This window comes from Synechococcus elongatus PCC 11801 (assembly GCF_003846445.2).
Lineage (GTDB): Bacteria > Cyanobacteriota > Cyanobacteriia > Synechococcales > Synechococcaceae > Synechococcus > Synechococcus elongatus_A.
In genome coordinates, this window is sequence record NZ_CP030139.2 from 1,108,287 (window position 1) to 1,132,218 (window position 23,932).

Annotated in this window: 24 protein-coding genes; 7 read left to right on the forward strand and 17 right to left on the reverse strand. The window is 56.1% G+C overall.

The window, feature by feature from the left end; translation table 11 throughout:
* Positions 1-20: 20 nt before the first annotated feature.
* The 6 genes from petE to DOP62_RS05330 all read right to left on the reverse strand — a co-directional run bounded on the left by petE (position 21) and on the right by DOP62_RS05330 (position 6,634).
* On the reverse strand, positions 21-398 hold the full coding sequence (gene petE, locus DOP62_RS05305; protein ID WP_208676678.1) for a plastocyanin: 378 nt from the start codon (positions 396-398) through the stop codon (positions 21-23).
* A 47-nt stretch (positions 399-445) separates the two neighbouring features.
* The gene (locus DOP62_RS05310; RefSeq protein ID WP_338431492.1) at positions 446-1,402 is read right to left on the reverse strand and encodes an NAD-dependent epimerase/dehydratase family protein; all 957 of its coding nucleotides are present in this window, start codon (positions 1,400-1,402) and stop codon (positions 446-448) included.
* 21 nt (positions 1,403-1,423) lie between these two features.
* A complete protein-coding gene (hemE, locus tag DOP62_RS05315) occupies positions 1,424-2,488 on the reverse strand; it encodes a uroporphyrinogen decarboxylase (protein ID WP_208676676.1) in 1,065 nt (354 codons plus the stop codon).
* A gap of 88 nt (positions 2,489-2,576) precedes the next feature.
* The gene (gene glgB / locus DOP62_RS05320; protein WP_208676674.1) at positions 2,577-4,874 is read right to left on the reverse strand and encodes a 1,4-alpha-glucan branching enzyme; all 2,298 of its coding nucleotides are present in this window, start codon (positions 4,872-4,874) and stop codon (positions 2,577-2,579) included.
* A 282-nt stretch (positions 4,875-5,156) separates the two neighbouring features.
* Positions 5,157-5,642, reverse strand: coding sequence for a CRR6 family NdhI maturation factor (locus tag DOP62_RS05325; protein ID WP_208676672.1), 486 nt, complete (start codon positions 5,640-5,642; stop codon positions 5,157-5,159).
* A 212-nt stretch (positions 5,643-5,854) separates the two neighbouring features.
* On the reverse strand, positions 5,855-6,634 hold the full coding sequence (locus DOP62_RS05330) for a pentapeptide repeat-containing protein (protein WP_338431496.1): 780 nt from the start codon (positions 6,632-6,634) through the stop codon (positions 5,855-5,857).
* Between the two features lie 293 nt (positions 6,635-6,927).
* Here DOP62_RS05330 and DOP62_RS05335 point away from each other — a divergent pair, with 293 nt between their 5' ends.
* Genes DOP62_RS05335 through DOP62_RS05360 form a run of 6 tightly spaced genes read left to right on the forward strand, consistent with a single transcriptional unit; the run spans position 6,928 to position 12,172 of the window.
* On the forward strand, positions 6,928-7,203 hold the full coding sequence (locus DOP62_RS05335; RefSeq protein WP_011242753.1) for an HU family DNA-binding protein: 276 nt from the start codon (positions 6,928-6,930) through the stop codon (positions 7,201-7,203).
* An 18-nt stretch (positions 7,204-7,221) separates the two neighbouring features.
* Entirely contained in the window at positions 7,222-8,322 is a 1,101-nt protein-coding gene (cobD, locus tag DOP62_RS05340; RefSeq protein ID WP_208676670.1) for a threonine-phosphate decarboxylase CobD, read from the forward strand.
* Between the two features lie 57 nt (positions 8,323-8,379).
* Positions 8,380-9,003 carry a TenA family protein gene (locus DOP62_RS05345; protein ID WP_208676668.1) on the forward strand — a complete coding sequence of 208 codons (624 nt, stop codon included), beginning with the start codon at positions 8,380-8,382 and terminating at the stop codon, positions 9,001-9,003.
* Positions 9,000-10,331: a TrkH family potassium uptake protein gene (locus DOP62_RS05350; RefSeq protein WP_208676666.1), complete on the forward strand. Its 1,332-nt coding sequence runs from the start codon at positions 9,000-9,002 to the stop codon at positions 10,329-10,331. Before DOP62_RS05345 ends, DOP62_RS05350 begins: the two co-directional genes overlap by 4 nt.
* A 6-nt stretch (positions 10,332-10,337) precedes the next feature.
* Positions 10,338-11,039, forward strand: coding sequence for a potassium channel family protein (locus DOP62_RS05355; RefSeq protein WP_208676664.1), 702 nt, complete (start codon positions 10,338-10,340; stop codon positions 11,037-11,039).
* Positions 11,039-12,172 carry an anhydro-N-acetylmuramic acid kinase gene (locus DOP62_RS05360; protein ID WP_208676662.1) on the forward strand — a complete coding sequence of 378 codons (1,134 nt, stop codon included), beginning with the start codon at positions 11,039-11,041 and terminating at the stop codon, positions 12,170-12,172. The genes DOP62_RS05355 and DOP62_RS05360 overlap by 1 nt, the downstream gene beginning before the upstream one ends.
* Before the next feature lie 146 nt (positions 12,173-12,318).
* On the opposite strand, the gene DOP62_RS05365 is transcribed toward DOP62_RS05360, so the two are convergent.
* From DOP62_RS05365 to DOP62_RS05385, 5 genes are all read right to left on the reverse strand, one after another.
* A complete protein-coding gene (locus DOP62_RS05365) occupies positions 12,319-12,489 on the reverse strand; it encodes a hypothetical protein (RefSeq protein ID WP_208676660.1) in 171 nt (56 codons plus the stop codon).
* Positions 12,490-12,595: 106 nt separating this feature from the next.
* Positions 12,596-13,807, reverse strand: coding sequence for a class I SAM-dependent methyltransferase (locus DOP62_RS05370; protein ID WP_261790060.1), 1,212 nt, complete (start codon positions 13,805-13,807; stop codon positions 12,596-12,598).
* Between the two features lie 48 nt (positions 13,808-13,855).
* Complete coding sequence (gene rdgB / locus DOP62_RS05375) at positions 13,856-14,449, reverse strand: RdgB/HAM1 family non-canonical purine NTP pyrophosphatase (RefSeq protein WP_208676658.1); 594 nt, start codon at positions 14,447-14,449, stop codon at positions 13,856-13,858.
* Entirely contained in the window at positions 14,446-15,225 is a 780-nt protein-coding gene (locus DOP62_RS05380) for an HpsJ family protein (protein WP_370538891.1), read from the reverse strand. The genes rdgB and DOP62_RS05380 overlap by 4 nt, the downstream gene beginning before the upstream one ends.
* 47 nt (positions 15,226-15,272) lie before the next feature.
* Positions 15,273-16,727, reverse strand: coding sequence for a phosphoglucomutase/phosphomannomutase family protein (locus tag DOP62_RS05385; protein WP_208676655.1), 1,455 nt, complete (start codon positions 16,725-16,727; stop codon positions 15,273-15,275).
* 375 nt (positions 16,728-17,102) lie between these two features.
* On the opposite strand from DOP62_RS05385, the gene mgtE reads away from it, so the two are divergent.
* Entirely contained in the window at positions 17,103-18,500 is a 1,398-nt protein-coding gene (mgtE, locus tag DOP62_RS05390) for a magnesium transporter (protein ID WP_208676653.1), read from the forward strand.
* Between the two features lie 71 nt (positions 18,501-18,571).
* Here the strand turns inward: mgtE and psbP are convergent, their stop codons facing one another.
* The 6 genes from psbP to ebsA all read right to left on the reverse strand — a co-directional run bounded on the left by psbP (position 18,572) and on the right by ebsA (position 23,828).
* Positions 18,572-19,138 carry a photosystem II reaction center PsbP gene (gene psbP, locus DOP62_RS05395; RefSeq protein WP_208676651.1) on the reverse strand — a complete coding sequence of 189 codons (567 nt, stop codon included), beginning with the start codon at positions 19,136-19,138 and terminating at the stop codon, positions 18,572-18,574.
* An 11-nt stretch (positions 19,139-19,149) separates the two neighbouring features.
* The gene (speA, locus tag DOP62_RS05400; protein ID WP_338442503.1) at positions 19,150-21,093 is read right to left on the reverse strand and encodes a biosynthetic arginine decarboxylase; all 1,944 of its coding nucleotides are present in this window, start codon (positions 21,091-21,093) and stop codon (positions 19,150-19,152) included.
* 73 nt (positions 21,094-21,166) lie between these two features.
* Positions 21,167-21,460, reverse strand: coding sequence for a hypothetical protein (locus DOP62_RS05405; protein ID WP_208676649.1), 294 nt, complete (start codon positions 21,458-21,460; stop codon positions 21,167-21,169).
* 72 nt (positions 21,461-21,532) lie between these two features.
* The gene (locus DOP62_RS05410; RefSeq protein WP_208676647.1) at positions 21,533-22,186 is read right to left on the reverse strand and encodes a YqiA/YcfP family alpha/beta fold hydrolase; all 654 of its coding nucleotides are present in this window, start codon (positions 22,184-22,186) and stop codon (positions 21,533-21,535) included.
* 30 nt (positions 22,187-22,216) lie between these two features.
* Positions 22,217-23,293, reverse strand: a complete 1,077-nt coding sequence (locus tag DOP62_RS05415) for a phosphotransacetylase family protein (protein ID WP_338438646.1) — start codon at positions 23,291-23,293, stop codon at positions 22,217-22,219.
* A gap of 157 nt (positions 23,294-23,450) precedes the next feature.
* Positions 23,451-23,828, reverse strand: coding sequence for a type IV pilus biogenesis protein EbsA (gene ebsA, locus DOP62_RS05420; protein WP_208676645.1), 378 nt, complete (start codon positions 23,826-23,828; stop codon positions 23,451-23,453).
* Positions 23,829-23,932 lie beyond the last annotated feature (104 nt).

Consider the following 23,932-nt stretch of genomic DNA (forward strand, 5'->3'; position numbering starts at 1 on the left):
AAATCAGTGGCAACAGAAGATTACTGGACCACAATTTTGCCGACCATACCAGCGCCACGGTGGGGCTCACAGTAGTAGGTGTAGGTGCCAGGCTCGCTAAAGGTTGCTTCAAAGGTTTCGCCAGGCGAGAAGGCGAGATCTTTATGAGACAGTTCCGGTTGACCTTCAACAACCACGTTGTGAGGTGCCAGTTTGTTGTTGACCCACTGAACCGTGTCACCTGCTTTGATCTCGATGGTCGAGGGTTCAAAAGCCAGCATGCCGTTGTCGGCGCCCATTTTGATCGAGACGGTTTGAGCCGCTGCCGGAGCAGTGGTCATCAGGAAGCTACCGACACACAGCACGGCGGCAACAGCGAAGAGGCTGAGGCGGCGCGCAAAGGAAACCAAAACTTTCATAGTTAAAGGTCAGTCAAATTGCCGTGTCCCTATTTTACGCTAAGGCGCTAGCGCGGCTTGAAACCACTGACCCGAAATAGATCAGCTAAGTTGCTGACGTAAGGAACCATGCCAAACTGCGCAGGACTCACAGGATTGGCATGGGTGAAGTGTCGGTAGTTCACGCAAAACCGATCCCAGTCGGTCATTTCGATGCGGAAGACCTTGATAAAGAAGTCGACTAAGCCCCGTGTGAGCGGAATTTGGAACCAAATTCGCAAGCCAAAGTAGTCACAGGCTTGGCGAACGGCCTCATCAAGGGTGATGGCAGGGGTACCCAGCACAAACTTACGGACACCGGCCTCAGCAGGGGGATGAGCTATCAGATAGCGAACGACCTGAGCAATATCGTAGGCATGAACAATGTGGAAACTCGCTTCACCTTTAAAGAAGCGAATCAGCCACAGCCACTTAACCACATCCTGCAATCCAGCGGTGAGGAAGGACGATCGCTTGCCGTCGCTCCCCCCCCCAAAGACGAGGGTCGGGAAGACAGCCGTTACCTTCGGCGCGATCGCTAGACTGTCAAGTTCTTGAAGTCCTTGATATTTCGTGCGGATGTAGTCGGTGCCGTAAAGCGCCGCCTCAGGGAGCAACTCGTTGTCATGCCCCAGCACACTCTCTGTCGAGAAGTAGATGACCTGCTGACAACGATCAGGATCCAAGCTGTTCAGTAGTTTGACCACTTGCTGAACATTGACCTGCTGCGTCGCTTCTGCTCCGCCCCAAGCGGTCGCTGTCAAAACAGCAATGTCAATCGTCTGCAACAGGTCGTGGAAGCGATCGATCTCGGCCATATCGGCTTCGATCACCTCGACTCCAGGACGGCGACTGACATCGATGGTTAGCTTTTGGCGATCGCGGACGAGCAAAAACAGCTCGTAATCGGTGTTGAGCAGCAGCGTCTCCGTTAGATAGTGGCCGACGCAGCCGCTGGCCCCAGTGATGAAGACGCGCTTACTCACCCAGTGATTGCCTCTCGCAGATTAGTGGCTGGTTGCCAAGAGTTGATCCAAGCTCTTCGCCGTCTCAAAGAAGTGACGGGCGTTGTCTTCGGGAGTCCCGGGCAGAATGCCATGACCCAGATTGAGGATATGGCGCTGATTGCCCGCTTTCCGCACCGTATCGAGAATGCGATCGCGGATGAAGGCTTGGGAGCCAAACAACACGCCCGGATCAATGTTGCCCTGTAGGCCGATATCCGGACCAAGGCGACGACGAGCATCCAACAAGTCAACCGTCCAGTCAACGCTGACAATGTCGCACCCCGACTGACCCATCCGTTCCAGAACACCAGCACTACCGCTGATGTAGAGAATCAAAGGCACTTCAGGATGCTTCGCCTTCACTTGCTGGAAGACACGCTGCTGATAAGGCAGAGCAAAGGTGTCGTAATCGATCGGGCTAAGTTGACCAGCCCAAGAGTCGAACAACTGGACAACCTGTGCACCACACTCAATTTGGTGGCAGAGGTAGACCGCGATGTTGTCGGCCAGCTTGCCCAGCAACTCATGCAGGATCGCCGGTTCAGAGAAGGCGAGGTGCTTGATGTTGGCATAGGTTTTGGAGCTTTTACCTTCGATCGCATAGGCAGCCAGCGTCCAAGGCGCACCCGCGAAACCGAGCACAGCCGCCTCGTTGCCGACTTCGCGACGCAGCGTTTCCAGAATTGGACGAATGAAGGGTGTGGCTTCCTCTGGATCGAGGTCGTGCACAGCAGCGACTTGTTCAGCCGTGCGAATTGGCGGCTCGAGGATGGGGCCTTTGCTCTCGATGATGTCGAAGGGGATACCCATGCCCGGTAGTGGCGTCAGGATATCCGAGAAGAGAATGACGCCGTCGGGCTTAAAGGCGCGGAAGGGTTGTAGTGAAATCTCGATCGCCAGCTCCGGCGTTTCCGAACGCTCGCGGAAGCCCGGATACTTGTCCCGCAGATCGCGATAGACCTTCATGTAGCGGCCAGCTTGGCGCATCATCCACACGGGTGGGCGATCAAGAACCTCGCCACGAGCAGCGCGCAAAAGTCGGGGGAGCGAAGACGACGCGACCATGAAACCTACGCAGTAGAGGAGCGGGCGCCAGCGGAGAGAGCGGCCAGACTGGCAATTTCGAATTATAGGCGAGCGAGGGGAGCCTCACCTAAGATTCCGGTGCAGAAGACAATTCCAGCACTAAGGTCGCCAAAGGTGGCAAGCAGAGGTCGAGGGAATAGGGGCGATTGTGGCAAGACCACTCATCGGTCCATTTGCCCCCCAAGTTGCCCATGTTGCTGCCGCCATAGGGACGGGCATCGCTGTTGAAAATCTCGCGGTAGAAACCTGCCGCTGGTACGCCAATGCGGTAGTGGGCGTGAGGCTGTGGTGTGAAGTTACAGACCACCACCACAAAGCGATCGCTGTCGTGGGCTCGGCGCACAAACGAGACGATACTGTGACGGTTGTCGCTGCAGTCGATCCACTCAAAGCCGGACTGGTTGCAATCTTCGCTGTAGAGCGCCGGTGAGTTGCGATAGAGCTGGTTGAGGTCTTTGACAAACTGCTTCATGCATTGGTGCGGCGCAAACTGCAATAGGTGCCATTCCAAATCGCCCCAGACATTCCACTCAGCCCACTGGCCAAATTCCATGCCCATAAACAGGGTCTTCTTGCCGGGGTGGGTAAACATATAGCCCAGCAGGCAACGTAAGTTGGCAAATTTTTGCCACTCGTCGCCGGGCATTTTGCCAATTAGGTTGCTCTTGCCGTGGACGACCTCATCGTGGCTGAGCGCCAGCATGAAGTTCTCGCTAAAGGCGTACCAAATGCTGAAGGTGACGTTGTTTTGGTGGAACTGGCGGAACCACGGATCCATGCTGAAGTAGTCCAGCATGTCGTGCATCCAACCCATATTCCATTTAAGGTTGAAGCCCAAACCACCAACATAAGTGGGCCAAGAGACCATCGGCCAAGAGGTCGATTCTTCCGCGATCGAAAGCGCGCCGGGGAAGTAGCTAAAGATCAGGTGGTTGACCTGCCGCAAGAAGTCCGCCGCTTCAATGTTTTCCCGACCGCCATACTCATTGGGAATCCACTCGCCTTCCTTACGGTTGTAGTCAAGGTAGAGCATCGAAGCAACCGCATCCACCCGAATACCGTCGATGTGATACTTGTCAAACCAAAACAAAGCATTCGCCGCTAGGAAGTTGCGAACCTCGTGGCGGCCATAGTTAAAGACTAAGGTGCCCCATTCCCGATGCTCCCCTTGGCGCGAGTCAGCATGCTCGTAGAGGTGCGTCCCGTCAAAGAAAGCGAGGCCGTGACCGTCTTTAGGGAAGTGGCCAGGCACCCAATCGAGGATGACGCCGATGCCGTTTTGGTGGCACTGATCAACGAAGTACATGAAGTCTTCGGGGCTGCCATAGCGACTCGTTGCCGCATAGTAGCCGGTGACTTGATAGCCCCAAGACCCATCAAAGGGATGTTCGGCGATCGGCAGCAGCTCCACGTGGGTGTAGCCCAGATCGAGCACGTAGGGGATCAGGCGATCGGCGAGTTCTCGATAGGTGAGGAAACGCGCTCCCGGTTTGAGGTCAGCGACGGGGACCGGAGCGACTGGCTGTCCTTGCGCATCTGTGGCGATCGCATCTGCACTGGCATGCATCCAAGAACCGAGATGCACCTCATAGACCGAGATTGGTTGGCGTAACGGGTCTTGATTGCGTCGCCGCTCAAGCCAATTGGCATCGTGCCATTGGTAGCGATCGAGATCGGCCACGATCGAAGCTGTTTTAGGGCGCACTTCCTGCTGGAAGCCGTAGGGATCGCTTTTTTCGTAGATGTGACCGTCGTTATTTTTGATCTCGTACTTGTAGGCAGTACCGACGGTTAGCCCCGGAATAAACAACTCCCAAATGCCGTTGCCGCGGCGTGCCATTTGATGTTTTCGGCCATCCCAGCTGTTGAAGTCGCCCAGGATTGAGACATTGCGGGCGGCAGGAGCCCAAACAGCAAAATTAACGCCATCGACCCCTTCGAGTTGGTAGGGATGGGCGCCCAGCTTTTCATAGATACGGTGGTGGTTACCCTCGGCAAAGAGGTGCACATCGTAGTCAGTGAGCAGCGGCGATCGGAAGGCATAGGGATCGTAGATGATTCGCTCGTGCTCACCTTCAGTAACACGCAACTGATAGATCTCCAGATCTGCTTCCGGGACCCAGCCTTCAAAGAAGTTGGGATGATGCACGGGATGCATCGCGAACTCGCGGCGTAGTTCTGGGCAAATGACCGCCACCTGCTGAGCATCCGGCAGATAAGCCCGGATGATCCACCCAGCTTGACCTTCATGCTCATAACGATGAGGCCCCAGAATGTCGAAGGGATTGGCCTCTTGATTACTGGCAATACGATTGACCTGCTCGACAGATAGAGTGCTGGAAGGGAGCGGGGTCGTACCAGTCATAGGGATATGTAAGAAGGAACAGGCTGCCCAGATGGGCTGGAGTCCTAGTCACTGTAGCAACCCGATTCGTCTCTGCTGCAGTTCTTGGCACAGATTCACTGCTTTCGCCCAGCCACAACGGTCTAGTGGATCAGGGGGATCTGGCAGTTCAGCAGACCGGCAGTGTCAACAGGTAACCGTCTGACTCTGCCATTAATCTCAACTGCCAGAACAGCAGGCTCATGGGCGATCGCTGAGACAACTCAGACTTTGATTTAGTCGGCAGGAGCTGTTGCTCAGGGATTACTGACGGCTGGGACTGATGAGTTCAAAGAAGGCTGGATCAATCTCGAACCCGAGAACCTGAGCAAAGTTTTTGAGGCGACTGGTCCCGACTACGTCTGCGGCAGCGAACTGGTGGGCAAATGAGAAGAGCTTATGGTTGACCCAAATAGCGAGGGCTTCCAGATTGAACTGCAATCCTTCATTGCGACTGAACTGATGGGGAACCAACATCGCGGCATAGCGGGCTAGCTCGCCGGACTGCCAATCCAGCAGCAACGGGAATTGAGGATAGGTGGCGTCCAGTCGGATAAACCAGAGGCGCACCTCAGGAATTTCTGCCAATTCCCGAGGATCGTCGTCACTGCGTGGCCACTGAATGTCAAAGGTCACTTGCTGCTCGAGACCCAGCCAGTCCGCAGTTGTCAATTCTGGCAAGGCTTGTGCAACAGGGCTGAGGTCGAGCTTAGCGATCGCGTCTGCCGACAGAACAAGAGTGCGGCTCATCAGCGCAGCGAGAAAGAACCCTTCTATTATCAAGGGCAGTCTCTACCCCGAACGCCGTCAGATAGGGGCTGCAAAGGAGAATGGAGATTGAACTGTTTAATCCTCTGCTGCGTATTCGGACTATCGCTGCGCGCACTGGTGTGGGGCGATCGCCTTGGTAATGGATATCCAGCTGTGACAACGGTTGCTGCTTGAAGGTCTGGCAGAGTCCACTAGAACGGGAAGCCGAGCAAGAAGGGCAGAACCCCTTGGACAATGCCAGTCAGGACTGCCAAGGCTGCCCCACTCCCGCCACCATTACTATTACCGGCAGCCTTCTCTTGACTGGCCACGATCGTGTTGCGCAGTTCCTGTGATCGCTTTTCACCTTCCAAATTTTGCTTATCTCTATAAAGTTCTTCAGCCATTTGGGCATCGGCGATCGCCTGTTCAGAACGCCCTAGCCCTTGATAGGCGATCGCTCGGCTGAGGTAGGTAGGTGCTGATTTGGGATCGCGCTGCAAGGCCAGATCAAAATAGGAGATAGCACGCTCAAAGCGACCGGCTTGGATTGCTTCGATACCCCAGGTTTGATAGCGCTCAAAGGGCAGAGCGGTCACATCTAGACCCTGGGCACCTTGGATATGGGCTAGCGTCAATTGCTGGGGTGTCACAATCGCCCCCGTTAACCAAGCTTCGCGGAGATCGACTCCATCTAGGCGCGCCCCTGTTAGGTTGGCACCGGCCAAGTTAGCTCGTTGAAGCGAAGCTCCTCGTAGATCGGCTTGACGTAAGTCTGCACCGCTTAAATCTGCCCCACTGAGGTTGGCTCGCTGGAGATTGCTACCGACCAGCCGAGCCCCCGGCAGCCGTGCCAAGACCAGGCCCGCATCCTGTAAATCACAACGTTCGCATTGGCGGGTGGTTAAAAGGCGCTGGAGATCTTCGGGATTCTCGGCCCAGACAGCAAGGGGCCACAGTGCGATCGCCAATCCCCAAGCTACGCTGCGCATGGCTGTTCCCATTCCCGAAAAACCCACGCTAACGGATCGACCGCTAGCCGACAATTACTTCACCCAGATGCCTGAGATACCGCTAAAGTTCCCCTGATCGATCCCGGCTTGTCCACATAAATTAACGAATTGCGGGGATCGCTTCTCTCGACTGGACACCTAGAATAGGGCAGCGAAAGCCCTCATTTAAAAAGGGCGAAGCCTGTTCGGGGAGCGAGTTTCAGCTCCCAAACGTCACCGAATCATCCGAGCATTACTGCTCGCGCATTGTTGCGTTTTCAAGGAGATAGCCCATGAACAAGGGTGACTTGATCGACAAGGTTGCGGATCGTGCCCACGTTACGAAAAAACAGGCAGAACACATCATCTCAGCTGCGCTCGACACGATTATCGAAGCCGTTTCGGGCGGCGATAAAGTCACATTGGTTGGCTTTGGGTCTTTTGAACCCCGCGATCGTAAAGCTCGGGAAGGTCGCAATCCCAAAACGGGCCAAAAGATGAAAATTCCCGCCACGAAGGTCCCGGCCTTCTCTGCCGGTAAGCTCTTTAAGGAGAAAGTCAGCACCTAGAATCGGTGCTGCAATGCCTTGACCCGACCCAATCATGGGGGAAACCTACGCTGGGCTGCTAGCCTTGCTGGGGCTTCCCCAACTGACCTTCTTGATTTTTCAGCCAGCTTGAATCCCCTCGGACCACCCTCGTGGTTGGCAAACTGGCTACAACAGCATTACACCCAGCTGATTGCCTATCCCGATCCGCAGTATCGACAACTTCGGGAGGCGATCGCCAAACATCATCATTGCGATCCCAATTGGATTCTGCCAGGTAATGGAGCAGCAGAATTACTAACTTGGGCAGCCCGCGATTTCGCTGATTGCCGAGAAGTGCTGCTGCTGGGACCTGCATTTCGGGATTATGAGCGGGCGCTGACTGCCGTAGGTGTGCCTTGGCGCCGCTTAGCGCTCCCCCTCGATCGTCCAGCGACGCTAGCAATCCTGCAGAATCTCTTGGAACCGGAGATCCGTGCTGATACAGGACTGCTGATTAACAATCCCCACAACCCAACAGGCTGGCTGTGGCCGCTGCGTGAACTCTGGCTCCTCTTACAACGCTGCCGATTGGTGATCGCGGATGAGGCGTTTTTAGATTTCCGGCCAGATGCTGCTGACTGGAGCCTCGAGCCCTGCTTAGCCGAGAGCCGATCGCTGGTGATCGTGCGATCGCTGACCAAGTTTTACAGCGTGGCAGGGCTGCGATTGGGCTATGCGATCGCCCATCCCGATCGTCTAGAGCGCTGGCAGCAGTGGCGGGATCCTTGGTCTGTGAATGGCTTGGCTGCGGCTCTAGGCCCTGAACTCCTCGCGGATCGGGCTTTTCAAGCAGCGACATGGAACTGGCTCCCAGCTGCTCGCTCAGCATTAGCCAACGGTTTAGCCACAATTCCGGGGCTACGGGTGCTACCCAGTCAGGCCAATTTTCTGCTGGTGCAAGCCGAGCATTCAGTGCTGCCGCTGCAAGAGTGCCTGCTCCAGCAGCATCGCATTCTGATTCGTGATTGCCTCAGTTTCGCAGAGCTAGGCGATCGCTGGTTTCGGGTGGCCGTGCGCAGCGAAGCAGAGAATCAGCAGCTCCTCCGAGCGATCGCAACAGTGCTAACCGATGGTCGGGCCGGATCGATGACTGCTTGAGACCCGAGAGCCTCAGGGTAGGATCAGCGATGTTCTCTCAAGAAACTGAGCCACTCCGTGCGTTTGGCTGACTGCCTTTGGCAACAGAATCAAGCCTTGGTTGCTGAGATTCGTTTTCATCCGTTTGTCGTGGCCTTGGTTGAGGGCAGCCTGCCCCTAAACCAGTTCCAGGCCTACATTGCTCAGGATGCCTTTTTCCTCGAAGCCTTTGCTCGGGCCTACAGTATTGCTGCCGCCAAGTCTGAGCATCGAGCCGACTTTGAGCAGTTTCATCAACTGGCGGGTGGGGTCCTCGAAGAGCTGCAGTTGCACGCTCGATTGGCTCAACGCTGGCAGATCGATCTGCGATCGGTGCAACCCAATCCGGCCACCCGTCGCTATGTCGATTTCCTAGTCGCCACCGCTTGGAGCCGCCCCCTCGGCGCGATCGCGGCGGCGATGGTGCCCTGTATGCGGCTCTATGCCGACCTTGGGCAATTCTGGTTGCAGCGGGGCTATGCTGCTGAACCCTACGGAGAGTGGGTGCAGACCTACGCGGATCCGGCTTTTGAGTCCTTGGCACAGCAACTCGAAGCCCTGCTCGATCGCCACGGCACTGAGGCGATCGCGGCGGAACCCTATGGCTACGCGCTGACCTGTGAGCGGGATTTCTTTAGCGCCGTGGGGAGCGCGATCGCATGACACTGGCACGCACAATCTGCCTCGGCTTTCTGCTCGTCATTTCGGTTGGCACCCTGCTACTGGCAATGCCGTTGTCCCTGGCCGATGGCACGTGGGGCAATCCCCTCACGGCTTTGTTTACCTCAACCTCAGCCGTCTGTGTAACGGGCTTGAGCGTCGTCGATGTCGGCAAATACTACTCACCCTTCGGCCAAGTCATCCTGCTGCTGCTCTTCCAGATTGGGGGGCTAGGCTACATGACGGCCACCACCTTCCTGATGGTCTTGTTAGGGTGGCGGCTGCGCCTGCGGGATAAGGTTGCTCTGCACCGCAGCCTCGAGACTCCAGGCATGGCGGGTCTACGGCAACTGCTCAAGTCGATCATTGCCATGACCGTGGTGATTGAACTGACAGGTGCTTTTCTCCTATTGCCAGTGTTCAGCCGGGACTTTGGCTTCAGTCAAGGACTGTGGTTCTCGCTCTTCCATAGCGTCAGCGCCTTCAACAACGCTGGCTTTGGCCTACTGTCTGACAACTTGATGCGCTACGTCGAAACCCCGATCGTCAGTTGGACGGTGGGCGGGCTGATCATCTTCGGCGGCATTGGCTATCAGGTCTTGCTGGAAGGCTATCTCTGGCTGCGCGATCGCCAGCCACAACGTCGTCTGTTTATCTTCACGCTGCACACCAAGCTGGCTGTGACAATTACCGCTCTGCTGCTAGTGCTGGGCACTTTGGCCATTTGGGGGACCGAGTTTCGCAATACCGATACGGTGGCACAGCTGGGGTACCTCAATAGCTGGACGGCAGCTTGGTTTCAGGCTGTTACGGCGCGAACGGCTGGCTTCAACACCGTTGACCAGATGGAGCTGACCCTAACGGCGGTGGTCGTCACAATCATTTTGATGTTCATTGGTGCCAGTCCTGGTGGGACAGGCGGCGGCATCAAAACCACGACGCTGGGGCTGCTGGTCTTTTGTACCCATGCGGTGCTGCAGGGCAAAACAACGGTGGTCTGTTTTCAGCGGCGTCTGCCTGTAGCCGTCGTGTTCAAGGCAGTGGGAATCACCGTGGGATCGCTCTCAGCGGTCATGCTGGGCGTCATCCTGCTCTCTTTAGCCAACCCAAATCTCAATTTCATTCAAATTCTGTTTGAAGCTGTCTCAGCATTTGGGACCGTCGGGCTGGATTTGGGGGTCATGGCGACCGCCAATGCGGCCACACAGTTGATTCTGATTGGCTTGATGTACACCGGCCGGGTGGGCGTACTGCTGTTGATGTCGGCCTTGTTGGGTGACCCTCGCCCGTCTGCGATTCGCTATCCCGAAGAAGAACTTTTAGTGGGCTAAACCGTCATGCGTTTTGCAAAGTTGTCAGACTTTCGCCTGTTGGGCAACAACGCTCAAAATCGTCAGTTTGCGGTGATTGGGCTCGGGCGTTTTGGACGAGCGGTCTGCGCCACGCTGCACAAGATGGGTCACGATGTGCTGGGCATCGACAGTAACGAAAAGTTGGTCAATGACGCCCTGAGCGACGAGATTATTGCCCATGCGCTGATGCTGGATGCCACTCAGCCAGAAGCTCTGAAGGAAGCAGGGATTTTTGAGTTTGATGTGGTGGTGGTGGCGATCGGCAATTTCATCCAAGAGAGCATCATCGTCACGCTCAACCTCAAAGAGAACAATGTCAAAACAGTGATTGCCAAGGCATCGACGGAAATTCATGGCCGCCTTTTGGCAAAAGTGGGTGCCGACCAGGTGATCTTCCCTGAGCATGAAATGGGCTGTAACTTGGCCTATGCCCTGACACGACCAGGGATTCTGGAACGCCTCAATCTCGATGCCGATCACAGCATTGTGGAAGTGCAGGTGCCAGAGGCATTTCATGGCCAAACGCTAGAAGCGCTGCAACTGCGATCGCGCTACGGCGTCAGTGTGTTGGCAGTGGGCTGCGGCAATCGTTTTGAGATCAACCCGCCGCCGACGCTGACCCTTGAAACTGGCAAACTGCTGGTGGTGATTGGATCCAATGCTGCGATCGAGGCGCTCCCCAGCTAATGCGCGTTTTGGGATTGATCAGTGGCACGAGTGCCGATGGTATCGATGCTGCGATCGCAGAGATTCGCGGTCAGCAAGCGGATCTACAAGTCAATCTGATTGCTTTCGAGACGATCGCCTATGACCCAGCACTACGCGATCGCATTCTGGAAGTGGCCGCAGGCTTCCCGCTCAGTGTGGCGGAGCTGACGGCGTTGGATGCAACGATCGCCCAGTCCTTTGCGAGGGCAGCCCAAACCCTGATTGCGCGATCGGGTTCTGTTGATCTAATTGGCTCCCATGGCCAGACCATTTATCACCAGCCCCCCCAAGCTGGGCAACTGGGCTGGAGTGTGCAGTTGGGCTGGGGCGCAGCGATCGCTCAACAAACTGGCATTCCCACAATCAGTAATTTCCGCAGTGCGGATTTGGCGGTTGGGGGACAGGGTGCCCCCTTGGTTCCTGCCGTGGACCTCTGGCTATTGGGCAGTGATTCGGAAAATCGCTGCGTTCAAAACATCGGTGGCATTGGTAATTTGACGTGGCTACCGCGCCGCGATCGCCCCGACTGGCAAACCGAAGTGCGGGGTTGGGATACAGGACCGGGCAATTCTCTCCTCGATTTAGCCGTTCAAAAGCTGAGTCAAGGTCGCCTGAGTTACGATGCGGGCGGCCAATGGGCAGCGACAGGCCAGATTGATCAAGCACTCTGCGATCGCTGGCTCCAAGAGGATGATTACTTCCGGCTGCCACCCCCAAAATCAACAGGGCGGGAGCGCTACGGCTGGCAGTTTTTGGAAACTTGGGCTGCGGAACTCGATCGCCTCTCGGCGGCTGATCAATTGGCAACGCTCACAGAATTCACCGCCGTCAGCATTGCCGATAACTATCGGCGCTTTTTACCCGCTCTACCCGATCGCGTCTTGCTCTGCGGCGGTGGCTTGCACAATCAGTTTTTGGTGCAGCGACTACAGCAACATTTGCCGACTGTGGCGATCGCCAGCACCGATGAATTTGGTGTGAATTCGCAGGCGAAGGAAGCGATTTCGATCGCGGTTCTCGCCTATTGGCGACAGCACAACAGACAGGGAAATTTGCCAGCGGTGACTGGAGCAAAAAGAGCTGCACTTCTAGGGGATGTCTTTATTCCCTAGAGTTCGAGTTCAAATAATTGAACTCAGCTATTAGCAACAAGGGACCTGAAGGATCAATCAGGAGAGGTTTTAAGCTGCGATCGCTCGATGTGATCACAACTTAAAATCAGTTGTCAAAGCCGTTCTTGATGCAGCGATCGCGGCTGCTAAATGAATTGACCGATGATGAGCGCAGCAACCCCTGAGAAGACCGTAATACCGAGTGCAGTCAGCGGCGATTGACCTTGAGCGACTGCAAACGTGGTGACCACACCCGCGCCAAGGGCGGCAATCAGGAATTGGTCGAGCAGTGCGCTGTTCAGGAAAGGTCGCTTCATAGCCGTGTGCAGATTGCATTCTGCGCTACAGACTACTAGGGGACTGATGGACGATTTGCTTGAGTCGAGGAGACTGTAATCAACGTTTGGGTTTCGCGACTTTTCGTTACACCCCAGCCGGAACTGTAAAGCCACGTAACGACTGCGATCGCTCTTCTGGGCTGAGATGACGCCCCTGTAACAAGACGCCAAAGTTCCCCAAGGCTGTGGGATCCAGCAGCCGATGCAACACTTCCCGCCGCTGCAAAAGCCGACTTAAGTCCACCCCAGTCTGGGGCTGCGACAGCGCCATCAGGCGATCGCCCAAGCCCAGCGCCATCAAAAACAGAGCCTGCTCCGTAAAGGCCAACCGCTCCAGCCCCAGTTGCTCTCCCCAGACTTCCAGCGCCGAAAAGTTGACATGAGCCGTCAGGTCTTGCTGACCTGGACGGGCATAGAGATCACTGTGGAAACGCTGCTGCCAGTAAGCCTGCAGCGTGCCATCCCGCCGACCCGCCGCATAGTAGCGATCGCCGCTGTAGCCATAGTCAATCGTCAGCAGATAACCCCGCTGCAACCCTTTTGCAACCTGAGCTAGCCACTGCTTCGCTGCTGGGTGCACCTCCGTGCGGTAGCCCTCGGGTAGCCGCGCGATCGCGGCTTCTAGTCCCAAATCTGTAAAAACGGCAGTCAACTCTGGACTGGAGAGCGGCCCGAGCTCTTCTTGGAGAACGCCCGCTTGTTCAGTGACGTAAATCTCCTGCCATTCACTACCCTGCCACTGCAGCCGATGCACAGGGAAGGCATCGACCAGCTCATTCGAGAACGCCACGCCGATCGTCGGCTGCGCTGCCCAGTCCTCCCAGGTCCACCAAGCGACGCGATCGCGCCAAGGCTCCAGACGCTGCTGTTGCTGCTGCTGCAGTTGTGGCGATCGCTCAATGACCCGATAGTGCAGCGCTGATTCCAGCTCAGTTCCGGCGAGAGCTGCCAAAAAATCCGCTGCAAAATGACCGGCACCAGCACCCATCTCCACCCAGTCAAAGCGATCGGGCTTCCCAAGAACCTGCCAAAACTCCTGCGCCTGCACCGCTAGCAATTCTGCAAAGTCAGCGGACAGAGTTGGCGCTGTGACAAAATCCCCGCGATCGCCGAACTGACCCGTACGGCTGCTGTAGTAGCCCGACTGCGGATCGTAGAGCGCCCAGCTCATAAACTGCGCCATAGTTAGGCGGCGCTGGGGTTGGCGGTCGATCCAAGCTAGGAGGCGATCGGGAATCGTGTCGTTGCTCCGTTCCATCGGGGAGGTCTGGGACTGCTGGCGGCTCCGGTCATCCATGGTTCCGTTCTTCCCTGAACAGGCGATCGCGTGGGTCCAACCCGCATGTCAGTGGGCAGCTGTTTGCTGCTCAGCCAGCGATCGCAGCTGAGGCAGAATTTGCGCTAAGGCTCGGCCCCGATGACTGATCTGGCGCTTTTGCTCAGGTGCTAATTCGGCAAAACTGAGCTGTAGTTCCGGCACCCAAAAGATCGGATCGTAGCCAAACCCCCCCTCACCGCGAGGCGCTGTCAGAATTTCCCCGGTGCAGACCCCTTCGATAGCCAACACAATTTCTCCTTGGGGTGAGGCCACCGCAATCGCACAAATGAAGGCAGCTGTCCGCTGATCATGGTCAGTCAGTTCCCGCAGGAGGCGATCGATCCGCTCGCGATCGCTCTGACCCCAACGAGCTGAGAACAGCCCCGGCGCACCATTCAAGGCCTCAACACTCAGTCCCGAATCGTCTGCGATCGCCCATTCCCCAGTGGCGATCGCCGTTTGTTGGGCTTTGAGGGCGGCGTTCTCTGCAAAGGTCTGGCCGGTTTCTTCAATCTCCAGATCGGCTGGCTTGAGCTGCAAAGCCCAGCCACTTTCAGCGAGATAGGACTGGAGTTCCTGCAGCTTGCCAGGATTGCCTGTTGCAACAACCAAGGGTTTCATGCGTCAGTTTCGGGTTGAGCAGTGTGCCGTGCGGGTAAACGCAGTCCCACATTCCCCAGCCAGAGGTAAGCGATCGCCAGTAGTAAGGCGTTAAGGGCAATTCTCACTTGGCTGCGGGTCAGCTCACTGCTCAGTTGCCGCTCCTGCCGCCGTTGCTCCGCTTGAACGCGATCGAGTTCCTGCTTTTGCTCATCTCGCAGCGCTTGGCGCACTTTCTCCGGATTGTTGCGTAGGTCAGCAGCATTCTTCTTCAGAAAGTCGGGAATCGCTGCATTGGGATTGGCCGCGATCGCTTGCTCCAGTTCCGCCACCTGCTCAGGGCTTGCCAACAATTGGGCCAAGACCGACTCTTGCGCTTGATAGCGATTGTTAATATCCGCTTCGCTCTGGGCGACCTGATTATTCAGGGCTTGCCGCGCTTCGCGACCAGCGGCACTGCTGTCATTCCAATAGAGCGGAATCACAGCCAGATAGAGGGCACCCAGAAGCGCGATGATTCCAAATAAAGGCAGGCGGACCTGCTGCCAACGCCCCCCACTGCGCCCCGCTAAGCCGTCTAGCCCCCAACCAAATAGGAAGAGCGCCAAGCCAATCAGGGGAATGATGCCACGATCGGTAAACTCTGCCAAAAAACTGGCGCGCCATGCGAGTTCGCCGAAGGAAGCTGCCAGTAAGCGGAGCACGAGCCCCAAGACTCCGGCAACCACAATCAGCAGTCCGCTCAGACGCAGACAAAAGGCCACAAAAGTCGGAGGCGTGCGCAAACCGTCAGTCATAGTGCCAGAGAGGGACTGCCGTTAGCGTACTGCCAAACCGGCGAGTTTCAGATCTGCTGCGCCCAATCCCGAGCCCAGTGGAGCGTGGCCTGCACCGCAGCGGGGGTGGCCGCTTCGCAATAGAGCCGCAGCAGCGGTTCGGTGCCACTGAAACGCACCATCAGCCAGCGGTTATCACTGAGACGGAACTTAAAGCCATCGATGGTTTGGCAACTGACCACCTCCAAACCGGCGATCGCAGTTGGGGCTTGGTTTTGCAGGGCTTGGAGCACGCGATCGCGGGCCTGCATATCTGCGAGGGGCAAGTCGATGCGATCGTAAGCCGATTGGAATTGGGTGCGCGCCTGTAGGTCGGCGTAGAGTTCGCCGAGATTGCGACCACTCTGAACAATCGCTTCAAGGAGATAGAGGGCCGAGAGCAAGCCATCGCGCTCAGGAATGTGGCTGCCGTAGCCAATGCCGCCCGATTCCTCGCCCCCCAGCAAGACGGTCTGACTTTGCATGCGATCGGCGATGTATTTATAGCCCACCGGTAGTTCTGCGACGGGGATATCAAAGAGTGCTGCCACCTTCGGCATCAGATCCGAGCCACTGACAGTTTTCACCAGCTCTCCCGGATAACCGCGCCGCGCCGCAAGATGCTCAATCAAAATTGGGATCAGTACTTGGGAACTTAAAAATTCCCCCGAACGATCGACGGCAGCAATGCGATCGCCATCGCCATCAAAGACAAAGCCAACTGCCAGTGGTGTTGCTACGCCGCGACTGAGCTGCTGGCAGAGACCCACCACATTCGCCGCGAGTGGTTCTGGCGCTCCGCCCCCAAAGAGGGGATCGCGATCGCTGCGGAATTCTGTCACGGGCACCTCTAGGATCTCGCCCAGCGCACGAGCAGCTGCCCCATGCATGACATCGACAAAGACGCTCAGCTGACCGCTGCGGATCGCGGCTTGGATGGCTGCCAAATCCACCTTCTGGCGCAGCATGTGCCGATAGGACTGCCAAGGATCGAAGCGGGCGATCGCGGCGGCTGGATCGGGTAGTGGCGGCGTAAAGCCTTGATCGAGCAGCGCTTCCACCTGGGCGGTCACACTGCCCGGCACAGATCCCCCAAAAGCCCCTTTGATCTTCAGCCCTGAATACTGCCCGGGGTTGTGACTAGCGGTAATCACCAGCGCCCCCAAGGCCGACTGCTCATGCACAGCCCAGCTCAAGGCTGGAGTCGTGGCGTAGTCTGTGGCGAGCTGCGCCTCTAACCCGACGCTGTGAACCGCTTGAGCGGTAACGGTGGCAAATTCCTCGGACAGGAAGCGGCGATCGTAACCGACGAACACTCGGCGCGAACCGTTGTTGCCGTAGGTATCAGCGAGGACTTGAGCTGCAGCCCCAGCAGCTCGATAGAGACGATCAAAGGTGAAATCTGCGGCAATCACACCCCGCCAGCCATCAGTGCCAAACCGAATCGGGCCAGGAGGGGTGACAGCATAATGCACAGCAGACATGATCGGGAATCCAGCGCCGCTTACGAGTCTACCGAGCGATCGCATTCCACCGGCCCCATCAGATAGTGGTGCAAAGTCGGCTGAGCTTCACAACCCAGGTCACCACCAACCCATTTTACCGGCCGCAATCCCTGCTCGACTGCAAGGTGAGCCTCGATCCTCTTTAGGAGTCACAATCACCCCAACGGACAAATCACTGTCACTTTCCAGCCACTCCGCCGAGGTTTAACCCTCTCAACCTCCTTGGAGTTTGTGATGGAGCTGCAGGCAAGGAGTGCGGGGCGATCGCGATTCAACACACACGCGTTGAAGATGAAGATACAGACTCCCATCGCCCATTCTTGATAGACTCTCGGGAGCCGCGAGGAAGCAAGCGTGGTCGATAGCAGCCGCGATCAAAGTCAAGGGACGATCGCCAGCCAAGAGCTGCGCGATATTGTTCGGCAGCAATTGCAGGGCTTGCTTGAGATTAATGACTATCAAGGTGCAAAAGTCCTCCTACAGCCAGTGCAATACCCTGACATTGCCGAGGCGATTGAAGGGCTACCCGAAACGCTCCAAGCGCTTGCTTTCCGCCTGCTCCCCAAGGATGAAGCGATCGAGGTGTATGAGTACCTCGACAGCAGTGTGCAGCAAGCCCTGATCGATGAGCTGCGCAGTCAGGACGTGCTTGACCTCGTCGAGCAGATGTCGCCGGACGATCGCGTGCGCCTGTTCGATGAACTACCAGCCAAAATCGTCCGTCGCTTGTTGCAGCAATTAAGTCCGGCGGAGCGAGAAATTACTTCGCTGCTGCTGGGCTATGGAACGGGCACAGCAGGCCGGCTGATGACACCGGAATACATCGCCCTCAAGGAAGGGATGACCGGCGATCAGGCCTTGGCTCGGGTGCGTTTGATGGCACCACGAACGGAAACGATTTACACCCTTTACGTCACGGATGTCAGTCGTCGCCTCACTGGAATTCTGTCGCTCCGCGAACTGCTGGTTGCCTCATCAGAAGCCAGCATTGGCGAGTTGATGACGCGTGATGTGATCAGCGTCCATACGGATACCGACCAAGAAGAAGTGGCACGAGTTATCCAGCGCTATGACCTGCTGGCTGTCCCCGTGGTCGATCGCGAGGAGCGACTCGTTGGGATTGTGACGGTCGATGACGTCATCGACATTCTTGAAGAGGAAGCCACTGAAGACATCTACACCTTGGGCGGTGTGCAGTCGGGGGAAGACGATTATTTTCAAACGAATTTGCTGACCGTTGCGCGGCGTCGGGTGGTTTGGCTCTTCGTCCTCCTAATTACCAACACTGGCACTAGCGCCGTCATTAGTAGTCAGGAAGAGGTGCTGTCTAAAGTGGTGGCTTTAGCCGCATTTATTCCTTTGCTTATTGGCACCGGCGGCAACGTTGGGGCGCAGTCATCAACGGTGGTGATTCGCGGTCTGAATACCGATCGCCTGCGTAGCATGAACCCGCTGACAATTGTGTCGCGCGAATTGATTGCCGGTGCGTTATTGGGCGTCATGCTGGCGATCGTGGTCACGGTTTGGGCCTTCTTGCTGGAAGGTAACTGGCAAGTGGCGATCGCGGTTGGCTTCAGCTTGTTCGTAATTTCCGTGCTGGCCTCCACAGCCGGCTCTGTGCTGCCCTTGATCTTCAAGCGCTTTGGCCTCGATCCAGCGCTGATGTCCGCTCCATTCATCACCACTGTGGTGGATGTAGCAGGCGTGTTTGTCTACCTGCAGCTCGCCCGCGTCATCTTGGGCTTGAACTAGATTTCAGGACAAAGCCCGATTTCGCATCCTCTTTTTGGACCAATCTGCAGACGACTGGCAAAGCAGGAGGGTTATCTCGATGACAAGACTTGAAACGATCGCAATATCTCTCGATAGCGTTGGGGTTGCTGCTCAAATTCACGGGCAGGCAAAGAAATCACAAAGGTATAAAGCTGTCCTTGAACCAAAGCGATCGCCGCTAGATCATGGCGAGCTTGCTGCCCGATCTGCACCGCATATTCCAGCAAATACGCCGGCCCTAAGGCCGTTTCTTGCTGTTCAGCTGTCAATAGTTCCACTTGCCGACCGCGATCGGGCTGATTCAACCACTGCGTTTGCAAGGTGTAGCCAACTGTCGGTGGGTCGCCGAGATCTGTGAGCTGACTCGTCGCCGGCACAGGACTGATCAGCAAACTCAGATTACGATCGGGACTGAGGGGATCGCGAAAGGCGATGGTTGCAGGTCCAGGCTCTTCCACAGCGACCCAAGCAGGTGGATAAGCAAACTGCCAGTTAGCACCTTGATAAATCGGCAGTGCCAATGTCTGACAGGCGGTCAACAACAAGAGCGACGCGATCGCAAAACCCAGTCCGATTCTCGTCAGCCAGCGAGCCCTTGTGCGAGCGATCGCGACCATCGCAGATGCCCTCAGCGCAAACTGAGATAGGTGTAGCGTTGCAAGCTCTCCTCATAGTTTCGGAGCAATCGTTGGGATTCATCGAGACTGATCTGATCCTGTTGCAACGCAGCTTCAGCTTGTTGGCGCAGGCGCTCGAGGAGTTGTTCAGCATCATATTGGACGTAGCCTAAGACCTCAGCCATCGTGTCCCCTTTGACCACGTGTTCAATGCTGTAGCCCTTAGGCGTCAGCTTGATATGGACAGCATTGGTATCCCCAAAGAGGTTATGAAGGTTGCCCATGATCTCTTGATAGGCACCTCCCAAAAACATCCCCAGAACGTAGGGTTGATTGGGTTTTAACGGATGGAGTTCTAAGGTTGATTTGACATCCAACAAATCAATAAAGCGATCGATCTTGCCATCGCTGTCACAGGTCAAATCTGCCAGCGTCACCCGCTGACTTGGCTCTTCATTCAAGCGATGAATCGGCATAATTGGGAAGAGTTGATCGATCGCCCAAGTATCAGGAGCCGACTGGAAGACCGACAGGTTGACGTAATAAATCGACGCCATCACCCGCTCAAGATCTTCTAAGTCTTCTGGGATGCGATCGAGTTGCTGCAGAAGCTCTTGAATGCGATGGCAACAGCTCCAAAATAGTCGTTCTGCTTTGGCCCGTTCTGTCAGGCTCAAGTAGCCCAAGCGGAAGGCCGAAACGGCATCTTCCTTGAGCTTGAAGGCATCGTGGTAGCACTCTTGCAGATTGTCAGGCGCGATCGCTTCCAGCACTTCATAGAGCGTGCGAACGATCGCTGAGTCTGCTTCCTGTGGCGGCTCACTCTCCGATCGCGGCACTTCGCTACTGCCCAGCACATCAAAGACCAACACCGATTGATGCGAGGCGATCGCCCGTCCACTCTCGCTGATCAAGGTTGGAACTGCGAGATGATGCACCTGACAGGCATCTTTAATCGTGGCGACGACATCGTTGGCATAGGTCTGCATGTTGTAGTTTTTGGAGGCATGAAAGTTCGTCTTCGAACCGTCATAGTCCACGCCTAAACCACCGCCGACATCGAGGTAGCGCATGTCGGCGCCAAGCGCCGCAAGCTGCACATAGATCTGGGCAGCTTCTTGAATCGCGTCCTTGAGCACGCTGATATCGGAAATCTGTGAGCCGATATGGAAGTGCAGCAACTGTAAGCAGTGCAGGAGGTTAGCCGCTTGGAGTTTCTCGACTGCTGCCACAATTTCCGGCATGGTCAAGCCAAACTTGGCGCGATCGCCAGCGGAACTGCCCCAGCGCCCCATCCCTCTGGCATTGAGCTTGGCACGAACCCCGAGAATCGGCTCAATTCCTAAACGCTGACTAGCCGCGATCGCCAGATCAACTTCTTCAAGCTGCTCAATGACCAGAATGGGCGTCTTGCCCAAGCGCCGTCCCAGAATTGCGGTTTCAATATAGTCCCGATCCTTATAGCCGTTGCAGATCAACAGCGCTCCGGGTGTATCCAGATGTGCCAGAGCAATCAATAACTCTGGCTTCGAACCGGCTTCCAGACCAAATTGAAAGGGCTGACCATAACTGACGAGACTTTCAATCAGGTGGCGTTGCTGGTTGCATTTGACTGGGAAAACGCCACGATACTCACCGGCATAGTTATAGCGAGCGATCGCCTTAGCAAAGCAGGCATTTAAGCGCTCGATGCGATCTTCCAAAATGTCAGGAAAGCGGATCAGCAAGGGTAGGTTCAGTCCCCTTCGCCGCAGTGCCTCTACCAATTCATAGAGATCGAGAGAACCGCCGCGATCGCCTTGGGGGGAAACGGTGATGTGACCGGCTGCGTTGATGCCAAAGTAGGGCTCGCCCCAGCCTTGAATTCGATAAAGCGATTCGCTGTCTTCAATGCGCCACTGCTGCGACTCAACAGCTACCGCTAGGGGCGCGATCGCCGTTTGTTCAGCCGCCATGAGTCTCTCCACCAATGCCCTGCTAGTCTAGCCTGCAGCTCACATTTCCCTAAAGCACAGCAAGGCTGACTGATCACTCGATAGCGGGTTCCTGCCAAGCACAGCGCTGGAGCTGATAGTTTTGACCATCAAATAGACAGATCAGATATTCAGCGGCGGGATCAAGGGTTGCCAAACTACTGGCCATGTCCTCGCGCAGCACTGGATCGGGACAGCGCGCGATCGCCTCAGCATTGAAGTAAAACAGCTCATGGCCACGACAGAGGACTAATCCTGGCCCTTCCTGCGGTGCCATCTGCCCAATGAACGCCTCAACTTCTGCTGCGAAAGGGTTATGGTTCGAATCGGTGCAGGATGAAGCAGTCATACAGCGTTGAGACACTCTGAAAACAGTTTTGCCTGACCCTCAGAATAGGCGATCGCCCATAACGGACTTGATTCAGGATTCCGCGCGATCGCCAGCATCGAGATTGACAAACTGTCGACAGGCGCCCCAAATTTGCGAGCCGACATTACCCAAAGCGTGATCGCTGGTTAGGGGTTGGAGTGTGACCCAGGGTCGCTGGGCGGCGTAGCGATCGCTCGCTGCGAAGTCAATCACTTCATCGGCAGTGCCATGCAGGATCAACGTGGGAAGCGATCGCTTTAAATGCTCGTCCTGCCACTGCTGCAAATCCTCGACAAAGCCCCAATGCAAGGGCCGAAAATCGCGATCGCGCCAGTGATAAAACGGACGAGTTCCCTGCTGTTGCCACTGTTCTAATGCAAGTGAATCCAGCCGCGGCAGCCATTGAGCCAGAAATTCAAAAGCAGGCGCGAGGAGGAGAACCTTCATCACTTGGAGATTGCGTTCCGCCAGCCAAGCTGCCGTTAAGCCCCCCAGACTCGAGCCGATCACAACCGTTGGTTCATCGGTCAGTTGGGCTTCGACTTGGCGAATTTGCCGACTGAACGTCAGGCTAGAGAACTCTGGCTCATTCAAGTCGGGACAGATGAGATCGAATCCCAATCGTTGAAAGCGACCGCGTAGATACTTAGCTTTCGCAGACTCTGGCCCCGAGGCAAAGCCATGCAGATAGAAATAGCGTGTCATCCCCGAGCGATCGCTGTTGAATGAACTGGATCAGGAGGCAGTGGCGATCGCAGGCAACCCTAGCAGGGTTTGCAGCCGTTGAAAATCGAGCGCTTCTCGCACCAGTCGGCTGACATATTGCGCCTTGACGATTTCATGCAACCGCACTTGGCCAAAGGCTTGGTCAATAATTTCAACGGTTGTTAAGGTATCTAACTGAACCGAGAGGATCGGAATTTCCATCTCTTCCGCACGGCTGATGATCTGCGGCAGCGGTGCCACTCGACCCGTCAGAATCAAGCACTGGGTTGAGGTTTCAAGGGCAGCCAACTGAATATCTGCGCGATCGCCACCCGTGACCACAGCCATGTTGCGACCCTTACGGAAGTATTCCATGGCCGAATTAACGTTCATGGCGCCAATCGTCAGGCTCTCGACCATCAGATCCAAGCGATCGCGGCAGCAGAGTACTTCAGCATTGAGGCGACTCACCAGCTCCGTGACACTGACGCTGCGCAGTAACGCGCTCTGGGGCAGCAAGCCCAACACAGGAATCCCTCGCGCCTCTAGGAAGGGCACCAAGGTCTCACGCACATGCTCAATTTCAGTGCGGGGGATAGCGTTCAAGACAACCCCCAACAGGCGATCGCCCAGAGCTTGTTGCGCTGCGAGCAGACTATCGACCGATCCCGTTTCAGACCAGCGGTTCGCCAACAGCACAGGGGCATCTAAAGCAGCAGCCATCTGAGGTAAATCCAGGTTAAACACCTGACCATCAACCAGTCGCCCCGCCCCTTCAATTAAGGCGATATCCCCAGGTGGGCGATCGCGATACTGCTGTAACTGAGCCAGATAGTCCGTGCTATCAACCTGAGCTAAGCGCCGCTGCACGCTGGTGGGGTCGAGCATGACCAACGTTGGATAGCGCTGTTCATCGCTGAGGTTGAGGGTCTCGGCAATGAAACGAACATCTTCATCAATCAGGACCGTACCGGGCTTGATAGGACCCTCTTCAAAACAGGTTCCCAAGGGCTTGCCGTAGGTGATTTGCAAACCCTGCTGCTGGAAATACTGCGCAATCCCTAGCGTCAGTGCTGACTTACCGCTATACGCTTCGGTGGACCCCAACAGAAGATATGGCGAAGACGGCAGCACCTTGCCCCCTGGATCGTTTCGTGGCGAATGTCCGACCATTTTAACGGGGTCTTGCCCCCGCTCTAGCGCCCAATCGTCAAAACTTTGGCTGTTCATCAGCCTCTCAAGCACTCACTAGCTTTCGTATGGGTTAGTCGTCATAACCCAGCAGACGGCGATAGAAGGCGCCAGGAAAATCGGTTTGCTGCACACGTTGATAGCCCATCAACATATCAATGAGGTAATCCATGAACTCGTGGTTGGGCAGCAAGATTTCGTAGGTCAGTTCGGCATCGTTATTAAACTGCAAGTGACAGCGCGTCATATCCGCTGGCAGTGGGGTTACCGTCCAAGTCGCTACAAAGGAAATGGGCGGGCCTCCTTCGACAGCGCGGCTACCTTCAATTGAGCTGCTTTGGTACAGGCTGAGCGCATAGGGCAAATAGCGGCGCCGATTGGGTTGCGAGTAGTAGGGCGCATAGAGGGATACTGCCCGAGGGTCTGCCGGAACAAGTTCATCAATTCGCATGGGGATGACCAGCCGTCTAGCGCTAGGGTGCCTAGTCTGTGCTAACAGGTTTGCAGCACCTCGACCAGAGTCTACCGCCCAAAATGCCCATGTTATGGTTCAGG

Coding starts and splice junctions, on each gene's coding strand:
- petE (WP_208676678.1), bottom strand. CDS start 398: ATGAAAGTTTTGGTTTCCTTTGCGCGCCGCCTCAGCCTCTTCGCTGTT.
- hemE (WP_208676676.1), bottom strand. CDS start 2,488: ATGGTCGCGTCGTCTTCGCTCCCCCGACTTTTGCGCGCTGCTCGTGGC.
- glgB (WP_208676674.1), bottom strand. CDS start 4,874: ATGACTGGTACGACCCCGCTCCCTTCCAGCACTCTATCTGTCGAGCAG.
- DOP62_RS05325 (WP_208676672.1), bottom strand. CDS start 5,642: ATGAGCCGCACTCTTGTTCTGTCGGCAGACGCGATCGCTAAGCTCGAC.
- DOP62_RS05330 (WP_338431496.1), bottom strand. CDS start 6,634: ATGCGCAGCGTAGCTTGGGGATTGGCGATCGCACTGTGGCCCCTTGCT.
- DOP62_RS05335 (WP_011242753.1), top strand. CDS start 6,928: ATGAACAAGGGTGACTTGATCGACAAGGTTGCGGATCGTGCCCACGTT.
- DOP62_RS05350 (WP_208676666.1), top strand. CDS start 9,000: ATGACACTGGCACGCACAATCTGCCTCGGCTTTCTGCTCGTCATTTCG.
- DOP62_RS05355 (WP_208676664.1), top strand. CDS start 10,338: ATGCGTTTTGCAAAGTTGTCAGACTTTCGCCTGTTGGGCAACAACGCT.
- DOP62_RS05360 (WP_208676662.1), top strand. CDS start 11,039: ATGCGCGTTTTGGGATTGATCAGTGGCACGAGTGCCGATGGTATCGAT.
- DOP62_RS05365 (WP_208676660.1), bottom strand. CDS start 12,489: ATGAAGCGACCTTTCCTGAACAGCGCACTGCTCGACCAATTCCTGATT.
- DOP62_RS05370 (WP_261790060.1), bottom strand. CDS start 13,807: ATGGATGACCGGAGCCGCCAGCAGTCCCAGACCTCCCCGATGGAACGG.
- rdgB (WP_208676658.1), bottom strand. CDS start 14,449: ATGAAACCCTTGGTTGTTGCAACAGGCAATCCTGGCAAGCTGCAGGAA.
- DOP62_RS05380 (WP_370538891.1), bottom strand. CDS start 15,225: ATGACTGACGGTTTGCGCACGCCTCCGACTTTTGTGGCCTTTTGTCTG.
- DOP62_RS05385 (WP_208676655.1), bottom strand. CDS start 16,727: ATGTCTGCTGTGCATTATGCTGTCACCCCTCCTGGCCCGATTCGGTTT.
- psbP (WP_208676651.1), bottom strand. CDS start 19,138: ATGGTCGCGATCGCTCGCACAAGGGCTCGCTGGCTGACGAGAATCGGA.
- speA (WP_338442503.1), bottom strand. CDS start 21,093: ATGGCGGCTGAACAAACGGCGATCGCGCCCCTAGCGGTAGCTGTTGAG.
- DOP62_RS05405 (WP_208676649.1), bottom strand. CDS start 21,460: ATGACTGCTTCATCCTGCACCGATTCGAACCATAACCCTTTCGCAGCA.
- DOP62_RS05410 (WP_208676647.1), bottom strand. CDS start 22,186: ATGACACGCTATTTCTATCTGCATGGCTTTGCCTCGGGGCCAGAGTCT.
- ebsA (WP_208676645.1), bottom strand. CDS start 23,828: ATGCGAATTGATGAACTTGTTCCGGCAGACCCTCGGGCAGTATCCCTC.